Annotated in this window: 19 protein-coding genes; 7 read left to right on the top strand and 12 right to left on the bottom strand. The window is 62.1% G+C overall.

Annotated features, from left to right (window positions below):
* Positions 1 to 37: 37 nt before the first annotated feature.
* From lpdA to ACWF6P_RS17005, 6 genes are all read right to left on the bottom strand, one after another.
* On the bottom strand, positions 38 to 1,435 hold the full coding sequence (gene lpdA, locus ACWF6P_RS17030; protein WP_452621773.1) for a dihydrolipoyl dehydrogenase: 1,398 nt from the start codon (positions 1,433 to 1,435) through the stop codon (positions 38 to 40).
* A gap of 6 nt (positions 1,436 to 1,441) precedes the next feature.
* On the bottom strand, positions 1,442 to 2,959 hold the full coding sequence (locus ACWF6P_RS17025) for a 2-oxo acid dehydrogenase subunit E2 (protein WP_452621772.1): 1,518 nt from the start codon (positions 2,957 to 2,959) through the stop codon (positions 1,442 to 1,444).
* Positions 2,960 to 2,961: 2 nt separating this feature from the next.
* Entirely contained in the window at positions 2,962 to 4,011 is a 1,050-nt protein-coding gene (locus tag ACWF6P_RS17020) for an alpha-ketoacid dehydrogenase subunit beta (protein ID WP_378543239.1), read from the bottom strand.
* 10 nt (positions 4,012 to 4,021) lie between these two features.
* Entirely contained in the window at positions 4,022 to 4,945 is a 924-nt protein-coding gene (locus tag ACWF6P_RS17015; RefSeq protein ID WP_378446540.1) for a thiamine pyrophosphate-dependent dehydrogenase E1 component subunit alpha, read from the bottom strand.
* 235 nt (positions 4,946 to 5,180) lie between these two features.
* Positions 5,181 to 5,642 carry an RNA polymerase subunit sigma gene (locus tag ACWF6P_RS17010; protein ID WP_452621771.1) on the bottom strand — a complete coding sequence of 154 codons (462 nt, stop codon included), beginning with the start codon at positions 5,640 to 5,642 and terminating at the stop codon, positions 5,181 to 5,183.
* 63 nt (positions 5,643 to 5,705) lie between these two features.
* Positions 5,706 to 6,272, bottom strand: coding sequence for a hypothetical protein (locus ACWF6P_RS17005; RefSeq protein ID WP_378532319.1), 567 nt, complete (start codon positions 6,270 to 6,272; stop codon positions 5,706 to 5,708).
* A gap of 254 nt (positions 6,273 to 6,526) precedes the next feature.
* Here ACWF6P_RS17005 and ACWF6P_RS17000 point away from each other — a divergent pair, with 254 nt between their 5' ends.
* The 4 genes from ACWF6P_RS17000 to ACWF6P_RS16985 are packed head-to-tail and all read left to right on the top strand — an operon-like array spanning position 6,527 to position 9,703.
* A complete protein-coding gene (locus ACWF6P_RS17000) occupies positions 6,527 to 7,183 on the top strand; it encodes a hypothetical protein (protein WP_378543235.1) in 657 nt (218 codons plus the stop codon).
* A complete protein-coding gene (locus tag ACWF6P_RS16995; protein ID WP_378532315.1) occupies positions 7,176 to 7,739 on the top strand; it encodes a hypothetical protein in 564 nt (187 codons plus the stop codon). The genes ACWF6P_RS17000 and ACWF6P_RS16995 overlap by 8 nt, the downstream gene beginning before the upstream one ends.
* A gap of 12 nt (positions 7,740 to 7,751) precedes the next feature.
* Positions 7,752 to 8,429, top strand: coding sequence for a response regulator transcription factor (locus ACWF6P_RS16990; RefSeq protein ID WP_172932971.1), 678 nt, complete (start codon positions 7,752 to 7,754; stop codon positions 8,427 to 8,429).
* On the top strand, positions 8,426 to 9,703 hold the full coding sequence (locus ACWF6P_RS16985) for a sensor histidine kinase (RefSeq protein WP_452621770.1): 1,278 nt from the start codon (positions 8,426 to 8,428) through the stop codon (positions 9,701 to 9,703). Before ACWF6P_RS16990 ends, ACWF6P_RS16985 begins: the two co-directional genes overlap by 4 nt.
* A gap of 64 nt (positions 9,704 to 9,767) precedes the next feature.
* Here the strand turns inward: ACWF6P_RS16985 and ACWF6P_RS16980 are convergent, their stop codons facing one another.
* From ACWF6P_RS16980 to ACWF6P_RS16970, 3 genes are all read right to left on the bottom strand, one after another.
* Complete coding sequence (locus ACWF6P_RS16980; RefSeq protein ID WP_347874482.1) at positions 9,768 to 11,483, bottom strand: glycerol-3-phosphate dehydrogenase/oxidase; 1,716 nt, start codon at positions 11,481 to 11,483, stop codon at positions 9,768 to 9,770.
* Positions 11,484 to 11,531: 48 nt separating this feature from the next.
* The gene (glpK, locus tag ACWF6P_RS16975) at positions 11,532 to 13,040 is read right to left on the bottom strand and encodes a glycerol kinase GlpK (RefSeq protein ID WP_230814506.1); all 1,509 of its coding nucleotides are present in this window, start codon (positions 13,038 to 13,040) and stop codon (positions 11,532 to 11,534) included.
* Between the two features lie 64 nt (positions 13,041 to 13,104).
* Positions 13,105 to 13,932, bottom strand: coding sequence for an MIP/aquaporin family protein (locus tag ACWF6P_RS16970; protein WP_452621831.1), 828 nt, complete (start codon positions 13,930 to 13,932; stop codon positions 13,105 to 13,107).
* A gap of 239 nt (positions 13,933 to 14,171) precedes the next feature.
* On the opposite strand from ACWF6P_RS16970, the gene ACWF6P_RS16965 reads away from it, so the two are divergent.
* Entirely contained in the window at positions 14,172 to 15,155 is a 984-nt protein-coding gene (locus ACWF6P_RS16965; RefSeq protein WP_317828753.1) for a sugar-binding transcriptional regulator, read from the top strand.
* Here ACWF6P_RS16965 and ACWF6P_RS16960 read toward each other — a convergent pair.
* Positions 15,090 to 15,893 carry a TetR/AcrR family transcriptional regulator gene (locus ACWF6P_RS16960; RefSeq protein WP_452621830.1) on the bottom strand — a complete coding sequence of 268 codons (804 nt, stop codon included), beginning with the start codon at positions 15,891 to 15,893 and terminating at the stop codon, positions 15,090 to 15,092. The two genes, ACWF6P_RS16965 and ACWF6P_RS16960, sit on opposite strands and share 66 nt — an antisense overlap.
* A gap of 92 nt (positions 15,894 to 15,985) precedes the next feature.
* Here ACWF6P_RS16960 and ACWF6P_RS16955 point away from each other — a divergent pair, with 92 nt between their 5' ends.
* Entirely contained in the window at positions 15,986 to 16,939 is a 954-nt protein-coding gene (locus ACWF6P_RS16955) for an ATP-binding cassette domain-containing protein (RefSeq protein WP_452621769.1), read from the top strand.
* The gene (locus ACWF6P_RS16950) at positions 16,936 to 17,697 is read left to right on the top strand and encodes an ABC transporter permease (protein ID WP_452621768.1); all 762 of its coding nucleotides are present in this window, start codon (positions 16,936 to 16,938) and stop codon (positions 17,695 to 17,697) included. The genes ACWF6P_RS16955 and ACWF6P_RS16950 overlap by 4 nt, the downstream gene beginning before the upstream one ends.
* A gap of 93 nt (positions 17,698 to 17,790) precedes the next feature.
* Here ACWF6P_RS16950 and ACWF6P_RS16945 read toward each other — a convergent pair whose 3' ends face one another.
* A complete protein-coding gene (locus ACWF6P_RS16945) occupies positions 17,791 to 18,153 on the bottom strand; it encodes an FKBP-type peptidyl-prolyl cis-trans isomerase (RefSeq protein ID WP_003940440.1) in 363 nt (120 codons plus the stop codon).
* Positions 18,154 to 18,224: 71 nt separating this feature from the next.
* The gene (locus ACWF6P_RS16940; protein ID WP_003940509.1) at positions 18,225 to 19,523 is read right to left on the bottom strand and encodes a citrate synthase; all 1,299 of its coding nucleotides are present in this window, start codon (positions 19,521 to 19,523) and stop codon (positions 18,225 to 18,227) included.
* Positions 19,524 to 19,670: the final 147 nt, after the last annotated feature.

Here is a 19,670-nt window from a genome sequence, read left to right as displayed (position 1 = left end):
GTGAACGTAGGACGGCGTTCACGCACGCGGACTGTGCTCACGCGTTGAGGGGTCTCCCCAGCGCCGAGAGCACCGACTCGTGCATTGCCTCCGAGAGCGTCGGATGAGCAAACACGACCTCGGCGAGATCCTCGCCGGTGGCTTCGAGGGATCTGGCGATTCCGAACCCCTGAATCTGCTCGGTCACATCCGGACCGACCATGTGTGCGCCGAGCAGTTCCCCGGTATCGGCGTCGAAGATCGTCTTGACGAAGCCTTCGGCCTCACCGATCGCCAATGCCTTGCCGTTCGCCTGCAGGTCGAAGTGCCCGACGCGCAACGTGCGACCAGAGTCGGCGCATTGCTTCTCCGTCAGACCGAGACTCGCTACCTGAGGGCGGGCATACGTGCAACCAGGAACGTAGTCACGATCGAGCGGGTGAACATCGGGCACGCCGGCAAGCTTTTCGACGCACAGGACGGCTTCGTGACTTGCCTTGTGCGCCAGACACGGAGCGCCCGCGACGTCGCCGATGGCGTAGATCCCGAAAGCACTGGTGCGGCACCACTCGTCGGTGACGATCGCACCGCGCTCGATCTCGACACCCACGGCTTCCAACCCGAGATCCTCGACGTTGCCGGTAATTCCGGCCGCCACCAAAACCCGGTCCACGGTCAACGCGTGGACACCGTTGCTCGTCTGCACATTCACCTCGACGGCGTCGGCGCCGACGGTTACCGCCGACACCGAGGCTCCGGTGTGAATCGTGATGCCCCGCTTCTCGAACTGCTTGCGAACGAAGCCGGAGATCTCCTCGTCCTCGACCGGCATGATGTGCGGTGCCATCTCCACGATGGTCACCTCGGTTCCGAGATCGCGGTACAGGCTGGCGAATTCGACTCCGATCGCACCGGACCCGATCACGAGCAGCGACTTCGGCAGTTCCTTCGGGACGAGTGCGTCGAAGTAAGTCCACACCCGGTCGCCGTCCGGAACGACACCGGGTATCGAGCGCGGCCGGGCGCCGGTTGCAATGATGACGTGGTCGGCTCGATACGTCCGACCTTCCACGGATACGACGCCCTTGTCCACCAACTTCGCAGTGCCGGAGATGACGTCGACGGCGTTCTTCTTCATCAGATAGGCAACACCGCCGGACAACCGCTCCGAAACGCCACGGCTGAACGCCACCAACTTCGAGATGTCGAATTCAACAGACGCCGAACTGAATCCGTATGTGTCGAGTTCGCTCAAGGTATGCGCGACGTCAGCGCCGTGAAGCATTGCCTTGGTGGGGATACAGCCCCAGTTGAGGCAGATACCACCGAGGCGATCACGTTCGACCAGCGCAACGCTCAACCCCAACTGGGCAGCCCGGATCGCCGCAACGTACCCACCCGGGCCGCCGCCGATGACAAGAACGTCGTACTTTTGAGACGTATTGCTTTCCACCACAGCCCCTTACACCAACATCAGCGCGGGAGAAGCAACAAAGCGCTGGAGTTCGCGAAGGAAGGTCGCACCCAACGCTCCGTCGATCACCCTGTGATCGCACGAGAGGGTCACGGTCATCAGTGTCCGAACCGAGACGGTGTCGCCGACCACCACGGCCCGCTTCTCCCCCGCACCAACGGCGAGGATCGCACCCTGGGGCGGATTGATGATCGCGTCGAAGGCCTTGATCCCGAACATACCGAGGTTGGACACCGTGAAGGTTCCACCCTGGAATTCTTCGGGACGGAGTTTGCCGGTCTTCGCCTTGGTGGCCAACGAGAGCACCTCACCGGAGATGTCCGCCAACGACTTGGTGTTCGCACTGCGCACGATGGGCGTGATCAGCCCGGTCGGAAGTGCCACTGCCACCGAGACATCCGCCGACGCGAATCGAAGAACCGATTCGTTCGCAGCATCGAACTGGACGTTCACGTCCGGCACCTTCATCAGCGCGGCGGCGCAGGCTTTCACGATGAAGTCGTTGACCGACAACTTGACCGCCGGGACGGTCGAATTGATCTCCTTGCGCAGAGCGAGGAGCGCATCGAGCTCGAGATCCGCCGAGAGCCGGAAATGGGGAGCCTGCTGCTTGGACGCCTGCAACCTACCGGCGATTGCCGATCGCATGGGTGTGAAAGGAACTGTGTCGTAATCGGGTTCGACGGCAACGGTTCCCGTCTTCGCCGCCGCATCAGGTAGGAGCTGCGCGGAACGGGCGGCGTCGTGCACGTCGGCGACGCAGACGCGCCCCCTCGAGCCCGTCGGACGACAGTCGTGCAAATTGACACCCAGCGATTGCGCAGTTCTGCGTGCGACCGGGGTGGCCGGTACGGCGCTGTCATCGACAGTCGATCGCAGCGGAAGTCCGGATCTCGTGGCCGGCACTACCGGCGCAACAGTGCCACCGGCGTCACGAATCGCGTCGTCGATGTCTCGGACACTGATCCGTCCGAGTGGGCCCGTACCCACCACGGCGGCGAGATCGATTCCGAGTGCTTCGGCACGTCGGAGTGCGCGAGGACTGGCAAACACGTCACTCTGAGTCGTGCCCTGCAGAACGCTCGGTACGACGGTGGAGCCGGTTGGTGCAGGTTTCGGCGCAACAACCACCTTCGCAGCCGGCGTCGGCAGGGGTGTCGCGGGAGCCGCCGGCGCGGCAGCTGGTGACGGTGACGGCTCTTCCGGCGGCGCGGTTGCGCCGCGGGCGGCGAGGAACTGCTCGATCTCCTCATCCGTCGTGGACGCGTCGGCGGACACACCGATCACGGCACCGACGGGCAGAGTCTGCCCAGGTGTGCCGACGATCTTGCGGAGAACACCGTCGAACGGCGCCTCCAGCTCGTTGGTGATCTTGCTGGTCTCGATCTCACAGATCAATTGGCCCTTGGTGAACGACTCGCCTTCCCCGATGAGCCAGGCGTTGACCAACCCCTCCTCCATGGAGAGCCCCCACTTGGGGATGTCGATAGCTTTGATATCCGCCATGATCAGGCTCTCACCAGCTTGCGAACCGACTCTTCGATCCGCGCCGCGTCAGGCAGCCAGGCAGTTTCGAGGGTCGGTGAGAACGGAACCGGCGTGTGCGGCGGCGTGATCAGTTCGATCGGCGCTTTCAGGTAGTTGAAACCCTTGGTGGCGATCAACGCGGCCACGTCGTGCCCGAAGCCGCAGCGGGCGGCGGATTCGTCGACGATCACAACCCTTCCGGTCGACGCGACGGATTCGAGGATGCCATCCTCGTCCAATGGGGAGACGGTACGAGGATCGACGACCTCCACCGAAATACCCTCTGCTGCCAGCTTGTCCGCTACGTCGTTGGCGCGGTTCACCATCGCGGACAAAGCAATGATCGTGACGTCGTCGCCCTGCCTGGTGTAGTTGGCGACGCCGAACGGAATCGCGTAGGGCTCGTCCGGCACTTCGCCCTTGAGGTCGTAGAGAACCTTGTGCTCACAGAAGACGACGGGGTCGTCGTCCCGGATAGCCTGGATGAGAAGGCCTTTGGCATCGTAGGCATTGGACGGAGCGACGACCTTCAGACCAGGCACCGCCGCGAACACGTTGTACGGGGACTGAGAATGCTGTGCAGCGGCGGAGAATCCTGCGCCGATCATGCCTCGCACCACCAGCGGAGTTCTGGCCTTGCCACCGAACATGTAGCGGAACTTGGCAGCCTGGTTGTAGAGCGCGTCGTAGGAAACTCCGAAGAAGTCCATGAACATCAACTCGGCGACCGGCCGAAGTCCGGTCAGTGCGGCTCCGGCAGCCATTCCGATGATCGCGGATTCGGTGATCGGGGTGTCGATCACACGCTCCGATCCGAACTCCGTCCACAGGCCCTTGGTGACACCGAGGACACCGCCGAACGCCTCGATCTTCTTCGTCTCCAGATCGGGATTGGTACCGGCATGCCCGCCGCGTACGTCCTCACCGATGAGGACGACGCTCGGATCTCGTTGCATCTCTTGGGCGATGGCCTCTTTGACGGCCTCGCGGTAAGTCTTCTTCGACACGTTCTTGGTTTCCACGCTTGTCATCTCGGGCTCCTCAGTACGACACGTAGACATCGGTCAGCAGATTCTCGACGGGTGGATACGCCGCGGCGCGCGCCTTCGCTACCGCCTCGTCCACCAACACCCGCGACTGCTCGTCTACCGCGTCCAGATCAGCGAAGCTGACCTTCTTCGCGTCGACACTGCTACGGAAGTTCTTGAGCGGATCTTTGGTTTCCCGCAGTTGCGCAACCTGTTCCGCCGTGCGGTAGAGCTGCGCGTCGCCCTCGAAGTGGCCGTGCCAGCGGAATGCCGCCGCCTCGATCGTGGTGGGGCCACCGCCCGTCCTGGCACGCTCGGATGCTTCTGCCATTGCGTCGTAGACCGCGAAGAAGTCGGTGCCGTCCACCTTGACGGCAGGCATGCCGAAGGATGCGGCGCGCGCGGCGATGTCGGGTGCACCGACGGCGTAGTCGGTTCCGGTGGCCTCCCCGAATCCGTTGTTCTCGATCACGAAGACGATCGGAAGATCCAGCACCACAGCCATGTTCATCGCCTCGAAGACGGTTCCCTGGTTAGATCCACCGTCACCCGTGAACGAGGCTGCGATGACACCGTTTCCGAGCGTCTTACCACTCAGTGCCGCACCGATCGCCAACGACGGTGCGCCGCCGACAATCGCGTTGGCGCCGAGCATTCCCACGGACAGGTCGGCGATGTGCATCGAACCACCCTTGCCGCGACACAGGCCGTCGTCCTTGCCGAAGATCTCCGCCATCATTCCGTTGAGGTCACAGCCCTTGGCAATGCAGTGCCCGTGACCGCGGTGTGTGGATCCGATGTAGTCGGCGTCGCTGAGGTTCTCGCACACTCCGACGGCGATGGCTTCCTGGCCCGAGTAGAGGTGAATGAAGCCGGGGATGTCGCCGGTTGCATTCTCCTCGTGCAAGCGATCCTCGAAGGCACGGATACGTGACATCTTCTCGTACGCCTTCAGCAATGCTTCCCGGCCCAACCCTGAATGAGGCTTGGCCCCGGTCTTTTTCGATCCTGGCGTTGTCGGCTTCTGCGCCGTCCGTTGAACCACCGTCACACTCCTCGTTCTCGATCACTCGTCGCCATGCAGTGTCGTGTAGGTCACGGAGGAAGAGAAAGAGTTGCGTACGGTTGCCGGGAGTTGCGAAGGGTTGCAGCTGTTGACTTTCGAGCGTTGATTAGGCGCCGCTCAGGCTGCCGCGTCTGATCTTGGACAGCGCGCGGTGTTGGACGAGTTCGACGGCGCTCGTTGTTGTTCTCAGTGACAGCGCCGTCTCGCGCACGTCGAAACCGACAACGATGCGAGCTACCAAAACATTGCGTTCGACGGCCGACAGATCACCGAAAGGCAGAGTGAGTCGACTCGATGCTGGTAGCGAATCGATTTCGCGACTGATCGCGTCGTACAGGTGCGCGAGGAACGCTTCTCCGGCGCGTCTTCGTCGCCGGATGTCGGACAGGACGGATCTGCAGATACCGACGGCAATACGGTCAGCGTCGAGCGGTCGCAGTTCGACACGACAGCGCCGCGTCACCAGAGGCACGATGCGTTGAAGGAGTTCTGCAATCGCGTCACGATCCCCTCGGCACGCATCGTCGGCAACACTGTCGATCGAACGTCCACCTGCCCTGCTTGTCATTGCGATCTCCCCCTGGTTCGGCCCTTGGTCGAATTCCCGACTACTGCTCAGGTTTTGAACTTGTCAGGGGCGTATTGGCTCGGGGCAGATCCCGGTTTGTTCCCCGATGATGTTGATCTCGGCGTTGGAACGAGGGTCAGCGCCGTAGTTGATCTGGTCGGTGCACTTCTCCGAGGGCTCGACGGCATCGGGTGGGAGCGGCGCCGGACACGAACCCATCCGCTCTCCGATGCTGTTGATCTCCGCATTCGAACGAGGATCACCCGCATAGTTGATCTGATCGGTGCACCTGGTCGACTCGGTAGACGGACCAGGGCCCGCAGGGGCAACCGCGCTGGTCGAGACCGGGGTCCAGGCCGGCGCTGCATCGCCCGCCGGGGCTCCGGGAGTGGATGTGTCCGCACCGCCGCCCACCGAGTTCGAGCTTTCGACTGTCTCCGACGTGGTCGCTGGGGTCGGCGGCGGTGCGGTCGTCGACGCCGCGACCACCGACGTAGTCGTCGATTCGAGTCCTGGCGCGCTGGTGTCGTCACTCGAACACCCGGCCATCGCGCACACCACTCCGATCGTCAGTACGGCAAGCAGCACTCGCGGACGCCGAGTCTTGTTGGTCAGCAATACTTCAGGCATTTGCTCTCACACTCCTCGATACGCGGATCAGCTCGTTCCGCCCAAGCGGTGAACACCGACGTGACTCACTCTAGAAGCCCGATTCCATCGGTTTCGTAACAGAATTCCGGCGGTCGCGTACCAACTCTCGACGGTCCCGACATTCATACGATTACGTAACGGTGGGTGGTGAAACGCCGATATCGAGATCACGTGTGATCCTATGAAAAGTGCGCATGCCGATGAGACAGTTCGCACCGGCCGGGGAGGGGAAAGTGTTGTATCGGAATGAGATCTGTGAGGGCCGAACAGGCCGCACTCGCAGGCTGTTCGGTACGGCACTCGCGACAGCGGCCCTCGGAGCGTCCGTGATCACCGGATGCGGGTCCACCCAGGGTGTTGTGATCGAAGGCGATGTCGCTTCCACCGGATTGTCCGTCACACAGCCCGCCGACCTGGCCAGACGGGTTGCCGAGAATTCGAGGTTGGGGCGGGCGCTTCTCGACGACCCCGGGGTGTCGGAGGGTGTGAAGACCGAACTCCGATCGTGCCCGGACTGGTATCCGATCTCTGTCGGATCCATCCTTCTCGATCCAGGCGCACCTCGTATCGTGCCGGAGACCGAACTGATCGTCATGAACGTGTATCCGTGCCAACCGGCCCACCAACCCGGGACCGGAGTATCGATTTCGGTCAACCTCGCCGGCTACGTCTACCGCAGCGGCAAGGCCGGTTCGAGTGAAGACAATCCCGAACTAGGTGAGCGCCTGTTCTCCGTCGAAGAGCGAGGAAAGTTCATCGTCAGCGGTCAACGCGCCGCGAGTTTGTCTGTCCTGGAGACGGATCCGCGGCCACCGGAGTTCGAATGTTGCCCCCGTCCACCGCTTCGGACCGAGTTCCACTGGGATGGAACGGAGTTCATCCGTGATTGATCGCCGTCGTCGCGCGCTGCTCGCCGTGCTCTGCCTGCCGGTCGCGTTTGCTCTCGCCTCCTGTTCCACCGAGCCTGAATCAGAACCCACTCCGAATATCGCAGCATCACTCGACCCCTCGGATCTCTCACAGGGCTTGAGCATCGATCCTGTTGCCCTCCTCAGAGCAGACCCGGAAGTGTCCGATGCGGTCAAGGACAGTCTCCGACTGTGCGGTGATGCGAACTTCCCCTTCGAAATCCGCTACTCCCACGTGACGGACGCCGTTTGGCAAGATGCCGTCGTCAATGTCTTCACCTGCGAGTCTGTCGGCATCTGGGGACGACCGGCCCCACCGGTCAGCTTCATGGTCGCCGGATTCGTCTACCAGATCGACGAATCGGGCGCTCACAAAGTCTTCGGAGTGCAAGACCCAGGACGCTACGTCGTCGGCTCAACCGGAGGATTGTCGGTCATGGTCGACCTGTGCAAAGACCCCGGCATTCCGGAGTTCTGTCAATCGTCGACTGCATACAAGTGGACCGGTGAAGGGTTTGAGAGTGTTCCGTTCCCATGAAAGCGAAGGCCGATGACCGATCCGTTGATTTTGCTGGTCGAAGACGACGCTGTCATCCGCGAAGCAACGCAATTGAATCTCGAACGCAACGGGTTTCGGGTGATCACCGCATCGGGTGGGTTGACCGGAATGGATTTGGCGGTCGACGCCAAGCCCGATATCGCCGTCCTCGACGTGATGCTTCCCGACCTGAACGGAATCAGCCTGTGCCGACGCATTCGTGAGGAACTGTCGGTGCCGGTCATCATGCTGTCCGCGCGCGACGACCCGGTCGACATAGTTCTCGGATTGGAAGCCGGTGCCGACGACTACGTCACCAAGCCCTTCGACAGCGGTGTCCTGGTGGCCCGTATCCGAAGTGTGCTCCGGCGGGTCGAATCCCATTCCGGTACGGAGAAAGACATCGTGACTCTCGGCGATCTGGAGATCGATCGCGAGTTGGTGACCGTCACGCGTTCGGGCGCCGAAGTGGCACTCACCCCCACTGAAATGAAGCTGCTCCTGATCATGGTGAGCGTGCCGCGCAAAGTCTGGTCGCGCTCCGAACTGCTCTCGGACGTCTGGGATTACGACTGGGGCGGCGATACCCGCATCGTCGACGTTCACGTCCAGCGATTGCGCACGAAGATCGGCTCCGAACAGATCCGAACCGTCCGGGGGTTCGGCTACACGATGGACAACCATCGGTGAGATCGCGGGATCTCGCCGCCATGCTCCCGTCCACCGGGAGGCGGTTGTCGTTTCAGTGGAAGATCGCGGCGGCCATCACGTTCGTGATTGCCGTCGCCTCGATCACGCTCAGTACCGTGATGCATCAAACCTTTTCACACAACCAGGAGGATGCAGCGCGGGCTGCAGCCGATCGCAATCTCCAACTGGTGCTGCAGGACGAAACAGGCAGCATGCGTGCATTGTTCCGCGCCACCACGGATGGCCTGGACGTTCCGGAAGAGTTACGCGAGGCCGTCGCCGGCGGCAAACGCGCCACCTACCTCGTCGACAGTGGCGACCAACCATTCGTCTGGGCAGCTGCCGACGTGAACACTCAGGTGGTGGCGATTCGCGTCCCGTACACCGCGCAGCGGGAATCGATCGCCAGCGTCGATCGGACACTGCGCAATGCCACCGTCGCTGTGATCGCAGCGGGTGCCGTCCTGGGTGTGCTGCTTGGGCTCGCGATGTCGTATCGTTTGCGCTCGGCCGCCCGTGCGGCACGCAAAGTGTCTACCGGAGCGGACATCCGCGTCCGCTCGGTCACCTGGTCACTCTTCGACGACGAGATCACCGAACTGGCGGATGCAGTCGACGCGATGTCCGATGCGCTACGGGGTCAGCTCGACGCCGAAAAGCGTGTGACAGCCAACATCGCGCACGATCTCCGGACGCCCATCTCCGGACTGGTCGGCGCCGCGGAGCTTCTACCGCCCGGCAGGCCAACCGAATTGGTGCGCGACGGCGTACATAAACTCAGGAGACTCGCCGAGGACGTCATCGAAGTGGCCCGCCTCGACACCACCTCCGAGCAGGCAGACATCCAATCGGTGGAACTGGCACCGGTGGTGCGTCACGCGATTTCCACCACCGGGGTCGAGTGTGTAGTGAGTGCTCACGGCGCCCCCGCGTCGTACACCGATGCACGCAGACTCGAACGGATCATCGCCAACCTGATCTTGAATGCTCGCAATCACGGAAAGTCGCCGATCAATGTCGACGTCGACCACTCCCGCATCACCGTGCGGGATCGAGGCAGTGGGTTCACTGAAGAGTGGCTTCGTCAGGGGCCGAGGAGATTTCAGACTGATTGCGTCGAACGCGGCCCGAACTCGGGCCTGGGCCTCGGCTTGACGATCGTAGTGGGGCAAGCGGCGGTCATCGGCGCTGATATCGACTTCGCGAACCATCCGAACGGGGGCGCGGTGGTGACGGTCGACCTCCCCGAATGCTCGTCGGACGAGTTCGATTGACACCGGTGCAGTTCGGTCGATCGGCCGGGACACAGTGCCCCGGCCGATCATTGGTAGTTCAGGCTCAAACCTGTCCGACAGTAACTCCGGTGCGAACGTCCGGTGCACCGAGGCGCGCCGCATCAGCCGTCAGGTCATCGGGCTGCTCCTGAGATTCCCGCTCGGCTGCAACGCGCAACCGGTAGTGCTCGATCTCCTCGGCAATGTGCTCGGGAGTCCAACCGAGCACCGGTGCAACCAGTTCTGCCACTTCGGCAGCTGCCGCATCTCCGCGATCGGTAACCTCGATGGAGATGCGAGTACGACGGGTCAAGATGTCGTCGAGATGCTGCGCACCCTCATGGCTCGCAGCGTAATGGATCTCTGCCTTGAGGTACTCGGGGGCGGAGTCCAACGGTTGCCCCAGTTCAGGCCTCGCCTCGACGAGTTCGAACAACTCGTCGGCCAGAGTGCCGTACCGACCCAGTAGGTGCTCGATGGTCGAAACGTGGAGTCCCGTGCGCTCAGCGGTGAGATGCCGATTGTTGTGCGCGGCGAAGTAGCCGTCGGCACCCACCAGTTGGATACGCTCGGTGCAGGACTTCGGCACCTTCTGTTCGAGTCCGTGCACCGCGGAATCGACTGCGTCCTTGGCCATCACGCGGTAGGTCGTGTACTTGCCGCCGGCGACCACCGTCAAACCTCGGACCGGACTCGACACCGCGTGCTCACGCGAGAGAGTGCTGGTCGAGTCCGATTCACCGAACAGCAACGGACGCAACCCCGCGTACACACCGACGACGTCCTCGTGCGTCAACTCGTCCTGAAGGAGCTTGTTGACATGTCCGAGGATGTAGTCGATATCGCTTCGGCTGGCTGCCGGATGCGCGAGGTCGAGGTTCCAATCGGTGTCCGTCGTACCGATGATCCAGTGGCTTCCCCACGGGATCACGAACAGCAGGCTCTTCTCGGTCCGCGTGATGATCCCGGTCGAGGAGTTGATCCGGTTGCGCGGGACAACCAGATGCACGCCCTTGGAGGCACGAACCTGGAATTGTCCTCGCCCACCGACCATTTCCTGAATCTCGTCGGTCCACACGCCGGCCGCGTTGATGACCTGGCGAGCACGGATCTCGAAGGCGCGACCCGTTTCCAGATCCACCGCCTTCACACCGACCACGCGGTCCTCCTCACGGAGAAAACCGACGACGCGAGTGCTGTTGACGCACAGAGCGCCGTACTCGGCCGCCGTGCGCGCCAGCATCATCGTGTGGCGGGCATCATCTACCTGACCCTCGTAGAACTTGACCGAACCCCGGATAGCAGAACGCTTTCCGGAAGGGAACGATTCGAGAGTCTTCTTCTTGCCCACATGCTTGTGGTGTGAAGGAACCCCGCGGCCTGCGCCCATCACGTCGTAGACGCCGATGCCCAGACCGACGTACGGCCGGTCGATCAGCTTCTCGAGCGGGTAGATGAACGGCACCGGCTTCGCGAGATGCGGGCACAGCGAGTTCAGAACCAGCGACCGCTCACGCAGCGCCTCGAACACGAGCGCAAAATTGAACTGCTCGAGGTAACGCAGTCCGCCGTGGAACAACTTGCTGGACCGGCTCGAGGTTCCGGACGCGAAGTCGCGTGCCTCCACCAAGCCCACCTTCAGACCACGAGTCGCGGCGTCCAGCGCGCTACCCGCACCGACCACGCCACCGCCGATGACCAGGACGTCGAGTTCGGTTTCTTCCAACTTCTTCAGCGACTCCGCCCGCGAGGACGGACTCAATGCTTGTGCTGTGCTCATGAAAACTGTTCCTTCACTTGAAAATAGGTAGAAATGCGGGCGCCGCGATCAGTCTGCGTCGACCCAGTCGAGTGTCCGAGTGACGGCCTTCTGCCAGCCTGCGTACAGCCGGTCCCGCTCCGCCGAATCCATCGACGGCGTCCAACTCTTGTCCTTCGCCCAGTTGCTGCGAATGTCGTCCTCGCTCTCCCAGTACCCGACGGCGAGACCAGCGGCGTATGCAGCGCCCAAAGCCGTGGTCTCTGCCACGACCGGGCGGATCACCTCGACGTCGAGCAGATCGGCCTGGAATTGCATGAGGAGTTCGTTCGCGACCATTCCTCCGTCGACCTTGAGCACCTTCAAGTCGACACCCGAGTCGAGGTTCATCGCCTCGATCACCTCACGGCTCTGGTACGCAGTCGCTTCGAGCACCGCCCGGGCAAGGTGCCCCTTGTTCACGAACCGGGTCAGACCGACGATCGCGCCGCGTGCATCCGCGCGCCAATGCGGTGCAAACAGACCCGAGAACGCGGGCACGAAGTACGCGCCGCCGTTGTCCTCCACAGAGCGAGCGTTCACCTCGATGTCGGCCGCATTGTCGATCATGCCGAGGTTGTCCCGAAGCCACTGCACCAGCGAACCCGTCACGGCGATCGATCCTTCCAGCGCATAGACAGTGGGCTGCTCGCCGATCTTGTAACAGACCGTCGTCAGCAATCCGTTCTTGCTCATCACCTTTTCGGTGCCGGTGTTGAGGAGCACGAAATTGCCGGTTCCGTAGGTGTTCTTCGCTTCTCCGGGCGAGAGGCAGGCCTGGCCGAAGGTCGCAGCCTGCTGATCACCGAGGATTCCGGCGATCGGCACGCCGGACAGGGTGCCACGTTCACGGACGAATCCGAAGACCTCGGACGAGCTGCGGATCTCGGGAAGCATGGACTCCGGAATTCCCATGTCGGCACAGATTGCCGAATCCCAAGCGAGAGTGTCGAGATCCATCAGCAGGGTGCGCGAGGCGTTGGTCGGATCGGTGGCATGCACTCCGCCTTGGACGCCGCCGGTCATGTTCCACAACACCCAGGTGTCCATCGTGCCGAAGCACAACTCGCCGGCTTCGGCCTTGTCGCGAGCGCCCTCGACGTTGTCGAGAATCCACTTGACCTTGGGGCCCGAGAAGTACGTTGCCAACGGCAGTCCGGTGACTTCGGTGTACTTCTTGGGGCCGTCTTCGCCTGCGAGCGCCGTGCAGATCCGATCAGTGCGTGTGTCCTGCCAGACGATCGCGTTGTAGACGGGCTTTCCGGTTGCTCGTTCCCAGACCACGGCCGTCTCACGCTGATTGGTGATTCCGACGGATGCGATGTCGGCTGCGGTCAAGTCTGCATTGGCCAGGGCGCCCGCCGTGACGTTGCGGACGTTGTCCCAGATCTCGATCGGATCGTGCTCGACCCAACCCGCCTGCGGGAAGATCTGCGAGTGCTCATGCTGTTCGACGGCAACCACGTGCCCACTGTGATCGAAGATCATGCAACGAGTGGAGGTGGTTCCCTGGTCTATCGCGGCTACGAACTGCGCCATCGTGCTACCCCTTTGGTGTCGAAGAAAGTGCGAAAGATTTACTGTCAGAGATGATGATTCGCCGTCACGCCGGAATTGTGGCCGGCTCCTCGGCCGCCTTCTCCACCGTTTCGTCAGGCAGGAATCGTCCAACCAGCTTGTCGTAGAGGAACACCCCGATCGGAGCGCCGATCAGCGGCCCCACGATGGGCACCCAGAAATACAAGCTTCCGTACTGATCCCGCCAAGCACTGCCGTAACCGGTGAGGTACGACGCCAGTCGCGGGCCGAAGTCACGGGCCGGATTGATGGCGTAACCCGCGTTGGTAGCCCAGGCGAATCCGATTCCCACCACGATCAATCCGACGACGAAGGGCGCCAGATTCGCGAGCGGCGGAGTGCCGCGGGAATCCGTCACGGCAACGATGAGGAAAAGCAGGATCGCCGTACCGATGATCTGATCGATCAGCGCCGAGCCGAGACTGACCGGGAGCGTTCCGTTTCCGGGCATCGTCGAGAAGATCGTCTGAGTGGCCGTGGTGTGTCCGGGATCGATGGCGTTGAGCATGTCGTTGTAGTTCCATCGAACGATCAACGCCGCGACGAAAGCTCCCGCAGTCTGCGCCAGCGTGTACGGCAGCACCTTGCGCCAGGAGAAGTCCCGGAAGATCGCGAAGGCGAACGTGACCGCGGGGTTCAGATGAGCACCCGTCGCCCGGCCTGCGACATAGATTCCGAACATCACGCCGAGTCCCCAGGCCCACGCAATGCTGTCGTGTCCACCGAGACCCCCTGCGCTCCCGCCGGACACCACCTGCGCCACCACCCCGACGCCGAACAAGATCAAGATCATCGTTCCTGCAAACTCGGCTGCCAACTCGCCTGGAAGCCCCAATCGCTTGGCTTTCTCCATCCCCACCCTCACTTCGTTGTGATGCATGTCATAGTTTGGTCTGCTTCACTCGTAGCGTAAGACCCTTTGCACATTCACGCATAGCTCGTGCACATATGTGCAAATTGCCCATTTACGCACCGTAACGTGGGTAACAGACACACTTCAGGGACTTTGCGTGATCGAACGCTTCAGCCTGGTCCTACTCGGATAAGATTCGGTTCAGTGCTCTTGCACGTACGTGCAGACAGGACGAAACCATGGAAACTCCCACTTCCGACTCTCCAACCTCCGACCCGGCGGACCCGCGTATCGCCGACGCTGTTCAGGCCGCTCGCCTCTACTACTTCCAAGATCAGACGATGGCTGCCATCGGGCGCGACATGGGAGTCTCCAGATCCACCGTCTCCAGGCTGATCACCTACGCACGCACTTCGGGACTCGTCGAGATCAAGATCAGCACGCCGCACGGCCAGGCGCCTCGCATCGAACGCGAGTTCTCGGAACGGTACGGAGTACGCGCACACGTAGTGACCGTGCCGGAACTGGTGGGGGATCTCGAGCGACTCGAGAAGGTCGCCACTTTCGCGGGACGCCTGTTGGCCTCGTTCTTCGACAGCGACATGGTGATGGGAATCGCCTGGGGAACCACTCTCAGCGAAGTCAGCAAGCACCTCGCCCCCAAGCGCACGTACAACTCTTACGTCGTGCAACTCAACGGTGCTGCCAATACCCGCACCACGGGAATCTCCTACGCCAGCGACATCATCAGAACCATCGCTGACGCCTACGGCGCTCTGCCACAAGGATTTCCGGTACCTGCATTCTTCGACTACCCGGAAACCCGGGAACAGTTGTGGCGCGAACGCAGCATCAAGCGAGTGCTGGACATGCAGAAACGAATGGACCTGGCAGTCTTCAGCATCGGTGTCCCGGGTGGGAACGTGCCCAGTCACGTCTACACCGCCGGATACCTCGAACCCGATGAAGCAGAAGCACTTCGACGCGACGGAGTGGTCGGGGACATCGCAACCGTGTTCTTCCGGTCCGACGGGAGCTATCGCGGCATAGAACTCAACGAGCGCGCGAGTGGACCGCGGCTCGACCTTTTCGAGAAGGTCGCCAGACGCGTGTGCATCGTCGCCGGAACAGCAAAACTGCCCGCCTTGGAGGGAGCACTACGGGGCGGGCTGATCACCGACCTGATCATCGACGACGTCAGTGCCACCGCGCTGGTGTCCTGACCGCTGCACCAACTTCTCGATTCCGTCGAGCAGAAGGCCAAGCGAGAAACTGAAATCGAACGCATCATCGCCGGCTGCCTCGCCCTCCGGACTGCCGTCCTCGAAGCCTCCCTCCTCGATTGCAGCACTGAGGTAGGGAAAGTCCTCGCGGTTGATGACTCGCGCGATGAGGGCGCCGTAAGCCACGTCGTCGTCAGCCGACTGCGCCGACCGCGAAGCCAGGTCAGCCGAGAAGCGGGCACGGCCGATCACGAACAACGACACGTTGGTCACCACCTGGAACTTCGATGCGGCACTCAGAGCGACGCCGTCGAGTGCGCTCAGCCCCGCGTCGAGCCACGCCATGTTGTTCGGTCCGGTCGGCGGAGCGGTGATGGGCAGCTTGAGCCACCAGGGCCGACTCAGCATCGTGGCGTACTCCTTGTTCGCCCACGCCTCGAGCTTGACGCGCCAGGTCACGTCGTCGGGAATTATCGGCGGCGGCCCGATCACTCGATCCGAAATCAGTTCGATCAGTTCGTCTTTGCTTGCCACGTAGCGATAAAGCGACATCGTCGTGAACCCGAGCGCTTTGGCCACCCGGCCCATCGACAGTGCCGTAACACCTTCGGCGTCGGCCAACTCGATCGCGGTGTCGAGGATGTGCTCGAGACTGAGCCCCTTCTTGGGACCCCGCGTTCCGGGCTGATCCAGTCCCCAGGCCAGTTCGACCGTCCTCGGTAGCGCGCCGCCATCCATACAGCTCCCACTCTTCGCTCTTGCCATCATCCTAGAACTGTGTACGCTATAAACACGAGTTTATGCCATACACAGTTACCTCGGAGGTTTCGATGCCAGGAACGATCCCCGCAATCTCGGTCCGCGGACTCCGCAAGCGCTACGGCGATCAACAGGTTCTGGACGGACTCGATCTGTCGGTACCAGCCGGATCGGTGTACGCCCTCCTCGGCGCGAACGGCGCCGGAAAGACCACAGCGGTAAGAATTCTCACCACCCTCATTCCTTTCGACGCCGGCGAGGTCACCGTGGCGGGCCACTCACTCCCCGACGATCCCCAGAACATTCGCCGACGTATCAGCGTCACCGGGCAATATGCTGCCGTCGACACTCTGTTGACCGGTTCCGAGAACCTGACTCTCCTGGGCGAGCTGAATCACCTGGGCCGGAAGAACTCTCGAAAACGTGCCGACGAACTGCTCGACCAGTTCGACCTGACGGACTTCGGCGACAAACGAGCGGGCGACTACTCGGGCGGCATGCTCAGGCGACTCGACATCGCAATGAGCCTGGTCGCGAAGCCGGACGTCGTCTTCCTCGACGAACCCACCACCGGCTTGGACCCGAGAAGCCGCCACGAAATGTGGTCGATAGTTCGTGGCCTCACAGCGTCGGGTGTCACGATCTTCCTCACCACCCAATACCTCGACGAGGCAGACGAATTGGCCGACACCGTCGGCGTGCTCAGTGGCGGCCGTCTGGTCGCCGAGGGAACACCGGACGAACTCAAGCGTCTTGTTCCCGGCGGCCACGTCGCGCTGCAATTCGAGAACCTGGCCCAACTCGATCTCGCCGCGGCGTCACTGCCGCAGGCACATTCGAATGCCGAGACATTGACCCTGCACATCCCTTCCGACGGAGCCGTTCCGTCGATCAAAGCCATCCTCGACTCTATCGACGACCCGTCGATCACCGTCGAGAAGTTCTCCGTTCACACCCCGGATCTGGACGACGTGTTCTTCGCGCTCACCGGATCCGGCCAACCCGAGATTGCGAGAGTTCGATGACGTCCACCATTGCAGTCGATTCCGCGGTGATGCTTCGCCGGAATCTCAAACACGTTCTGCGTAGCCCTGATTCGATGATCACCGCGATAGCGCTGCCGGTCATGCTCATGCTGCTGTTCGTCTACGTCTTCGGTGGCGCCATCAACACCGGTACCGAGTACATCGACTACGTCGTGCCCGGAATCATCCTTCTGTGCGCCGGTTTCGGCGCCTCGACCACCGCCGTCAGCGTCTCGAGTGACATGAAGGACGGGATCATCGACCGTTTCCGGACGCTCGCGATCTCACCGTCATCGGTCCTGACCGGGCATGTGCTCGCCAGCGTCGTCCGCAATGTTCTGACGACGGCGATCGTGGTTCTCGTCGCGCTGATCATGGGGTTTCGTCCGACCAGTGATCCCCTACGGTGGCTCGGCGTCGCCGCGGTGATCGTCGCCTTCGTGTTCGCGATGTCGTACCTGTCGACGGCACTGGGGCTCCTGGCCCGGAACCCCGAGGCGGCAAGTGGTTTCACCTTCGCCATCATGTTCCTGCCCTACGTCAGCACTGCCTTCGTCCCGGCCGAGACCATGCCGTCGTGGCTGCAGGGGTTCGCTCGCCACCAGCCGGTGACTCCCATCATCGAGACGGTGCGTGGACTCTTGATGGGCACCCCGATCGGAAACAGCGCCGTCATCGCGCTCGCCTGGTGCCTGGGCATCGCCGCCGTGGGATTTGTATCGTCGAACTGGCTCTACCGGCGAAAGACAGCACGCTGACCGCACAAGAAAGCCCCACACCTGACGGTGCGGGGCCCTCGTGCTGTGCGCCTTTATTAACCGCGGGGGGTTAATAAAGGCGCACAGTAAAAATTACTTGGCGTCCAGCAGATCGATCACGAAGACCAAGGTCTTGCCGGAAAGCTGATGCCCTGCACCGGCGGGGCCGTATGCCAGCTCCGGCGGAATGGTGAGCTGACGACGTCCGCCGACCTTCATGCCCGGGATGCCGTCCTGCCAGCCCTTGATCAGGCCACGAAGCGGGAACTGAATGGACTCGCCACGGCTCCAGGAAGAGTCGAACTCTTCGCCGGACTCGAACTCGACACCGACGTAGTGAACGTCGACGGTGCCACCGGGAACTGCTTCGGCGCCTTCTCCGACGACCAGGTCCTTGATGACCAGATCGGTCGGCGCGGGGCCTTCCTGGAACTCGATTACGGGCTTGCTACTCATGGGTCCTCCTCGTTGAGGCGAAATATTGGGGTACAGAAGACTAGCGGGTGGTGATATCGCTAGGTCACGCGTCAGCGGGACGTGATGTCTCTGTAGTCACGCTCGGTGTAGCCGGTGTAGATCTGGCGCGGGCGGCCGATCTTCGTAGCCGGATCCTCGTGCATTTCACGCCAGTGCGCAATCCAACCGGGCAGACGGCCCATGGCGAACAGCACCGTGAACATGCGCGGCGGGAAGCCCATCGCGCGGTAGATGAGGCCGGTGTAGAAGTCGACGTTCGGGTAGAGCTTGCGCTCGATGAAGTAATCGTCCGTGAGGGCGGCCTCTTCGAGTTGCATTGCGATGTTGAGCAGTTCGTCGTCGCCACCGAGCTTGGCGAGGATGGTGTGCGCGGTTTCGCGGACCAGCGCAGCGCGCGGGTCGTAGTTGCGGTAGACGCGGTGCCCGAAGCCCATGAGCTTCACGCCGTCTTCCTTGTTCTTGACCTTGCGGACGAACTCGGCTGCAGTGCTGCCGCTGGCCTTGATCTCGTCGAGCATCTCGAGCACTGCCTGGTTCGCGCCGCCGTGCAGCGGGCCCCACAGTGCGTTGATGCCGGCAGAGACGGAGGTGAACAGGTTGGCGTCCGACGAGCCGACCATACGCACGGTCGACGTGGAGCAGTTCTGCTCGTGGTCGGCGTGCAGGATCAGCAGCATGTCGAGTGCCTTGGCGACCTCGGGATCACCCTGGTACGGCTCGGCGGGGAAGCCGAACGTCATACGCATGAAGTTCTCGACCAGGTTCAACGAGTTGTCCGGGTACAGGAACGGCTGTCCGACGGACTTCTTGTACGCGTACGCAGCGATGGTCGGCAGCTTCGCGAGAAGACGGATGGTGGACAGTTCCACCTGCTCCGGATCCTCGGGATCGAGCGAATCCTGGTAGTACGCCGACAGTGCATTCACTGCGGACGAGAGAACCGGCATCGGGTGGGCGTTGCGCGGGAAACCGTCGAAGAACCGCTTGAGGTCCTCGTGGAGCAGGGTGTGTCGACGAATGCGGTCCGTGAAGGACTCGAGCTGGGCGTCGGTCGGCAGTTCGCCGTAGATCAGCAGGTAGCTGACCTCGATGAACGTCGACTTACCTGCCAACTGCTCGATGGGATATCCGCGGTAACGCAGGATTCCCTTCTCGCCGTCGATATAGGTGATTGCAGAACTGGTGGATGCAGTGTTCACAAAACCGGGGTCAAGGGTGGTGTACCCCGTTGTGGCCAGCAGCTTTCCCAGCTCGATGCCGTCATTGCCCTCAGTTGCCCTGGCAATGGACATCGTGTACTCACCACCGGGGTAAGTAAGCGTGGGCTTTGTGTCATTGTCAGCGGGCACGAAGGATCCCTCTCAAGCTCGAACCAACGAGTAACTACATGCGATCAACTAGAAACTAGTCGCACGGGCGAGATCGTGCCGAAGGAGGGTCGCCCCACGGCTATTTTTCGGGTACTCACGAACCCGACATACCCACCGAAACTGAAA

Source organism: Rhodococcus sp. NPDC055024 (assembly GCF_053608585.1).
The sequence above is the reverse complement of the archived record's forward strand: the minus strand, read 5'-3'. Positions and strand labels throughout refer to the sequence as shown.